The organism is Bradyrhizobium sp. STM 3809, assembly GCF_000239795.1.
Taxonomy (GTDB): domain Bacteria; phylum Pseudomonadota; class Alphaproteobacteria; order Rhizobiales; family Xanthobacteraceae; genus Bradyrhizobium.
Genome location: NZ_CAFJ01000593.1, coordinates 1 through 5,561, shown reverse-complemented (window position 1 = coordinate 5,561; position 5,561 = coordinate 1). Strand labels below are relative to the sequence as shown.

Below are 5,561 nucleotides of genomic sequence, written 5' to 3'. Positions count from 1 at the left end.
GCACGAAGCTGACCGGCGCATCGGCCGGGGCGAGCTCATGAGCGGCGGTGAGCATGGCGGCCGACACGTCGAGGCCGAGCACGCTGCCGCCGGTGCCCACTTTCTCCGCCGCCGCGATCATGCTGGCGCCAGAGCCGCAGCCGACATCGAGCACCCGCTCGTTGGGCTGGATCGCCGCCCGCGCCAGCAATGCCTCCTGCACCGGGGCCAGCATCGCGTCGAGCTCCGCCCGGCGCGCGACCCAGCGCGTCCCGCCGGCGCCGTTCCAGAAGGCGATCTGCTCGGCATTCTCGAAATGGCCGAAGGAGGTGTCAACGACGGCGGCATCCATGAGGGAACTCGGTATTGGCAAAATGAAAAACTCGCTCCGGCGCGGGTCACCGCGGAAGCCGCGGGAGTTTAGGGGGCGGTCGCCGAGTTGAAAAGCCAGCCGGCACGTCACCGGACGCTTGCTCCGGCGGCCCTCGCTGCTGGCTTTGCCGACGGGCCGCGATGCGCGGGCTGCCGCGAGGGTCACATCGGAGCTGCCGGATGCGCCGGACAATCGAAGGGTTGTCATTCACAAAACCACAACCATCGACGCGGTTGATCGAACGACGGCTGTCGAAAGTTCCGAAAGCAAATTGCAAACTCGCCGCGGGCCGTGCGAGACTTCGGGAACTGATCAGGGGGCAGAGAATGAGCGAAGTTTCCATCAATGACGCGACCGCAATCGGCGCGCCATTCCGGGTCGGATCGGCACTCAGCAAGACGTTCTCCGTATTCGCCGCCCGGCTGGGCAGCTTTCTCCTCCTCGCGCTGATTCCCCTCACGCCCGTGCTGGCGCTCAAGATCATGGCGTCGATGGGTGGCCCTTCGCGCGCCGGATTGTTCGAGCTGGTGTCGAACATCGCCACGATCTTTCTGGCGATGGTCGCACAGGCCGTGACGCTCTATGCGGCGTTTCAGCAGATGGGCGGCAAGTCCGTCAGCGTCGTGCAATCCCTCAGCGTCGGTCTCGGGCGGTTCTTTCCGGTGCTCGGAGTGGCGTTGCTGTCGGGGCTGGGGGTCGGGCTCGCGTCCATACTGTTCCTGATCCCGGGACTGATCGTGTTATGCATGCTCTACGTCGCCGTGCCCGCCTGCGTGATCGAGAAGACGGCCGTGTTCGACAGCATCAACCGCAGCTCCGACCTGACGAAGGGCTATCGCTGGCAGATCTTCGGCCTGATTGCGCTGGTGTACATCGTGTCGTTCGCCGTCCTGATCCTGTTCGGCTGGTTCGGCGGCATCACCACCCTAAGCGGAGTGCCCTATTTCGCCTGGCAGGTCGTCACGACGGCGTTCAGCGCGGTGCTGGCCGCGGTCGTCTATCACGACCTGCGCGTGGCGAAGGAAGGCATCGACGTCGACAGCCTCGCTCTCGTGTTCGACTGAGGCGCGCGGCTCTGCCGTCTGCGCGACGATGGAGGCTGCTATCGTCGCGCGGCAGGCAATTCGCTCTTGTCGGCCCTGAACCGCCCGAACAGCTGTTCGCGCTCGAGATGGGCGCGTTCGGCCGTATAGAACGCCTGCAGGAATTCGGCGGTCTTCTCGGCGGGCACCGGCTCGGCCCAGCCGATCTTGCTGCAGATCTTGCGACAGACCTGCTGCTGCACCTGGGACGTCTCGAGCGACAGCGGACGGCGCAGCAATTCCTCCAGCACCTGCAGCTCGAACGCACCGTAGACATCGAGCTGGCTGCGGCTGAATGCGTAGGCCGTCTCGGTCGCGACCAGTTCGGCGAGCAGCTGGCGGCGCGGGACCGAGATCACCATGGTGCCCGCGATCAGATCGCCGGCCCGCAGATGATCACGATTGAAGAAGGGCAGCGCCGCGATCAGGAGCACCCAGCCGAGACAGGCGGCCGAGTACCAGAAATAGGCGCCCGACGACACAGCCGGCTGGGAGAAGAACAGGCCGAGCGGCAGGAAGATCTCGACCTCCCGGGTCAGGTTTCGCGCGACGATCGCGCCCGGCAGCAGCGGCCCGCCGCCGCGGTCGATCACGCGCAGATGGGTGATCCGCTTGCCCGGCGTCGAGCCCTGCGAGGCCAGCTCGAAATGGATGAAATACAGGTTTCGCAGCAGGAAGGCGATGAAGAGCACGATCGTGGTCGCCACCGCGCCGCTCACGCGTTCGACCATCAGCAACGCCAGCATGAGATACAGCAGGCCCGTCGCCAGCATCCAGAAGAAGAAGTCGATGATGAAGGCGATCAGCCGCTCGCCGTGATTGGCGACGTCGACCTCCAGGACGATGCCCTCGGGACTGATGATCTCGCGGCGGTTGCGCGAGGCGCCCTCGAGGAACGTGTTGATGCGGTCAAGTCGCTGGGCCATGGCGCCTGCTCTCGCGGTTCGACAGGAAGTAGGCCATCCAGAACGCGCCGGTCAGGATCCCCACGGCGAGGCGGACCGGGGTGTTGCCGACCAGCTGCCGCAGGCCGCCTTCGATGATGCCGGCGACGAAGAGCATCAGCACGGCGCCGCCGGCCAGTGCCGCCGCGGCCGTGCCGTGCCGTGCCAGATTGGCGAGACGCGCATAACGGCCGGGAAACAGGATCTTCTCGGCGACCACCAGGCCGCCGGCGCCGCACACCACCAGCGATCCGATCTCGGTCACGCCGTGGATCGAGATCCAGCCGATGAAGTCGAGCAGCAGTCCGCGCTCGTAATGCAGCGCCAGGAAGGCCCCGATCACCAGGCCCTGATAGCCGAGCAGCAGCAAGGTCGGCACGCCGCCGGCGATGCCGAGTCCGAAGATCATGATGCCGATGGTCGCGTTGTGCCGGAACAGCGCGTTCGCAGTCACCACGAACGAGGCGATGAAGCCGGGCCAGGGCGCGAAGATCTCCTTGTCGCGCAGGTCGGCCGCGGTGCTGGCAGGTCCGCGCCCGCCGGCAAGCCCGTCGGGCACCAGGGCGCTGAACCAGATCTCGTTCGATTCCACGAGCACGATGCCGACGACCACGCCGGCGGCGATGGTGGCCGCGGCCAGCGCGAGGTGCCAGGCGGCGCCGCGCACCGCTTGCGGAAAGCCGGTGCGCAGGAACTGTCCGAGCGCCTCCATGATCCCGACCCGCGGCCCGTAGACGACGAAGAACGCCCGCAGCACGAGGTTCTCGAGATACAGGATCAGGTTGCGGTCGAGCGCGATGGACCGCGCGACGGAGAGCGATGAGGCGGCCGCGCGATAGAGCAGCGGCAGGCTCTGAAGCTCCTCCGCCGACAGCTGCGTGATGCCCTTGCCCTCGACGCGCGAGATCAGCTCGTCCAGCGTCCGCCACGCCGGCTCGCGGCTGTTGCGGAATTCGGCGCTGCGCAGCGTGATCTTCGGACCGGACGTGGCCGGCGCGGCCTCGGCGGATGCGGTCGTCTCTATAGCAGCCCCCTCTTCTTGATCGTGAGATAGCGGTTGATCAGGCCGACAGCGAGGCCGCGCGGCGGCACCTCGAGGCAATGCACGCCCATCCGGCTCAGCCGTTCGAGCACGACGGCGCGGTCGCGCAGCAGATCGTGCGCCACCACGGCCTCGGCGGCGTCCCGGAATTGTGCGGGCGGCGCATCGACCAGATTGGGCAGCAGCGGATCGCGCAGGGTCACGAAGATGACGGCATGGCGGTTCGCCATCCGATGCACGCTCTCGAGCAGCAGCTCGGCCGTCGTCGTATCGATGAACTCGGTGAACATCACCACCAGCGCACGGCGCTTCAGGCGGAAATTCAGCTCGGCCAGGCCGAGCGTGAAATTGGTCTCCTCGGTCTGATAGGCGAGCTGGCTCGAGCCGTTCTGCAGCTTGACGAAATACGGCATGCCGCGCGAGGGCTGCAGGAACTGGCGGACCTTCGCGTCGAAGCCGAAGCTGCCGACATAGTCGCCGTTGCGCAGCGAGATCCATCCGAGCAGCAATCCGGCGTGGATCGCATGGTCGAGCCGCGGCAGGCCCTCGATCGGCTCGGCCATCAGATGTCCGGTGTCGAAGGCCAGCACGATCTGGTGATTGCGCTCGACGCTGAACTCCTTAGACAGCAGCTTCAGATGCTTGGCGGAGCGCTTCCAGTCGATGAAGCGATTGTCTTGTCCCGCTGCGTGGTCGCGCAGCGACTCGAATTCGGTGCCCTCGCCGCGCTGCTGCTGCACCTTGACGCCTTCGATCGCATCGCGGCTGAAGAACTGCACCGCGGCGGACGAGATGCCGCGCACGTCCGGCAGCACGTCGATGGTCTTGCCGAGCGGAATGCGCCGTATCCGCTCGGCGAGCGCCAGCGGTCCGCGCCACCGCAGCCACAGCGCATCGATGAACACCTGCCCGCGGCGCCTCGGGACGATCGGCAGCAGGCCGGATGCCGGCTGCTGCGGCGTGCCGGTCAGACGCCGGAGCACGGGAGGCGCGAGCTCGCCGCGCTGCTCCAGCAGCGCCTCGAACGTGACGGCGCGCGTGCCGCTGCGGAGCGTGATCGTCAGCCGGAGTGCGGCCTCCGTGCCGACGAACAGACGCGCGGGCGCCTCGTGTGCCACGTCGAGCGTGCGGAAGCCTGCGCAGAGCAAGGCGTCGATGCCGATCAGCGCGATCACGAACAGGCCGAAATCGATCGCGACCGGCCACAGCTCCGGCCGCAGCACCAGCACGATGAGGGTCGCCGGCACCGTCGCGGCGAACAGCAGCACCGCCCGGAGCGTCGGCCGGATCATCGGGGAGCCGCGGTCTGATCGAGAATCTCGATCACGACCGCATCGCTCGTCAGGCCGTCGATCTCGGCGTTCGGCGCCAGCACCAGCCGATGCCGCAGCAGCGGCACCGCGAGGAACTTGATGTCGTCCGGAATCACGAAGTCCCGGCCCTGCGTGGCGGCCTGCGCGCGGCTCGCCGAGGCCAGCATGTTCGCCGCGCGCGTCGAGGCGCCGGTCTCGATCGAGGGATGGTTGCGGGTGTTGCGGATGATGTCGACGATGTAGCCGACCAGCGGATCGCCGAGCCTGATCTCGGCGACCATCGCCCGCGCCTCCAGCAGATGCTCGCGCGAGACCACGGGCGCGAGACCGAACTCGGCGAGCGTCGGCATCGCCGCGCGCGTGCCGTGCCGGGACACGATCTCGCACTCCTCCTCCTTGCTGGGATAGCCGAGGAGCACCTTGAACAGGAAGCGATCGAGCTGCGCTTCGGGCAGAGGATAGGTGCCCTGCTGCTCGATCGGGTTCTGGGTCGCGACCACCATGAAGGCGTCGCCGAGCGTATAGGTCACCCCGTCGACGGTGACGTTGCGCTCGTTCATGGCCTGCAGCAGCGCGGCCTGGGTCTTGGGCGGCGTGCGGTTGATCTCGTCGGCGAGCAGGATGTCGGTGAAGATCGGACCTTGCGTCAGCGAGAAGCTGGAGGTCTGGAAGTTGAACAGATTGGTGCCGAGGAGATCGCCGGGCATCATGTCCGGGGTGAACTGCACGCGGCCGAACTTCAGCGACAGGCTGGCCGCGAAGGATTGCGCCAGCAGCGTCTTCGCCGTGCCCGGCACGCCCTCGAGCAGGATGTGACCGCCGCAGAAC

Annotated in this window: 6 protein-coding genes; 1 reads left to right on the top strand and 5 read right to left on the bottom strand. The window is 67.2% G+C overall.

What is annotated here, in order from left to right:
• A partial coding sequence (locus BRAS3809_RS26825) for a methyltransferase domain-containing protein (RefSeq protein WP_035658866.1) occupies nt 1–331 on the bottom strand: 331 nt, incomplete at its 3' end.
• A 200-nt stretch (nt 332–531) separates the two neighbouring features.
• Here BRAS3809_RS26825 and BRAS3809_RS26820 point away from each other — a divergent pair.
• Nucleotides 532–1,416 carry a DUF7847 domain-containing protein gene (locus BRAS3809_RS26820; protein ID WP_240535776.1) on the top strand — a complete coding sequence of 295 codons (885 nt, stop codon included), beginning with the start codon at nt 532–534 and terminating at the stop codon, nt 1,414–1,416.
• Between the two features lie 38 nt (nt 1,417–1,454).
• Here BRAS3809_RS26820 and BRAS3809_RS26815 read toward each other — a convergent pair whose 3' ends face one another.
• The 4 genes from BRAS3809_RS26815 to BRAS3809_RS26800 all read right to left on the bottom strand — a co-directional run.
• A complete protein-coding gene (locus tag BRAS3809_RS26815; RefSeq protein WP_008965146.1) occupies nt 1,455–2,360 on the bottom strand; it encodes an RDD family protein in 906 nt (301 codons plus the stop codon).
• The gene (locus BRAS3809_RS26810) at nt 2,344–3,480 is read right to left on the bottom strand and encodes a stage II sporulation protein M (RefSeq protein ID WP_008965145.1); all 1,137 of its coding nucleotides are present in this window, start codon (nt 3,478–3,480) and stop codon (nt 2,344–2,346) included. Before BRAS3809_RS26810 ends, BRAS3809_RS26815 begins: the two co-directional genes overlap by 17 nt.
• Nucleotides 3,399–4,712 (bottom strand): DUF58 domain-containing protein, encoded by a 1,314-nt coding sequence (locus BRAS3809_RS26805; protein ID WP_008965144.1) that lies wholly within the window; start codon nt 4,710–4,712, stop codon nt 3,399–3,401. The genes BRAS3809_RS26810 and BRAS3809_RS26805 overlap by 82 nt, the downstream gene beginning before the upstream one ends.
• A partial coding sequence (locus BRAS3809_RS26800) for an AAA family ATPase (protein WP_035658864.1) occupies nt 4,709–5,561 on the bottom strand: 853 nt, incomplete at its 5' end. The genes BRAS3809_RS26800 and BRAS3809_RS26805, both read right to left, overlap by 4 nt.

Coding starts and splice junctions, on each gene's coding strand:
- BRAS3809_RS26815 (WP_008965146.1), bottom strand. CDS start 2,360: ATGGCCCAGCGACTTGACCGCATCAACACGTTCCTCGAGGGCGCCTCG.
- BRAS3809_RS26820 (WP_240535776.1), top strand. CDS start 532: ATGCGCCGGACAATCGAAGGGTTGTCATTCACAAAACCACAACCATCG.
- BRAS3809_RS26805 (WP_008965144.1), bottom strand. CDS start 4,712: ATGATCCGGCCGACGCTCCGGGCGGTGCTGCTGTTCGCCGCGACGGTG.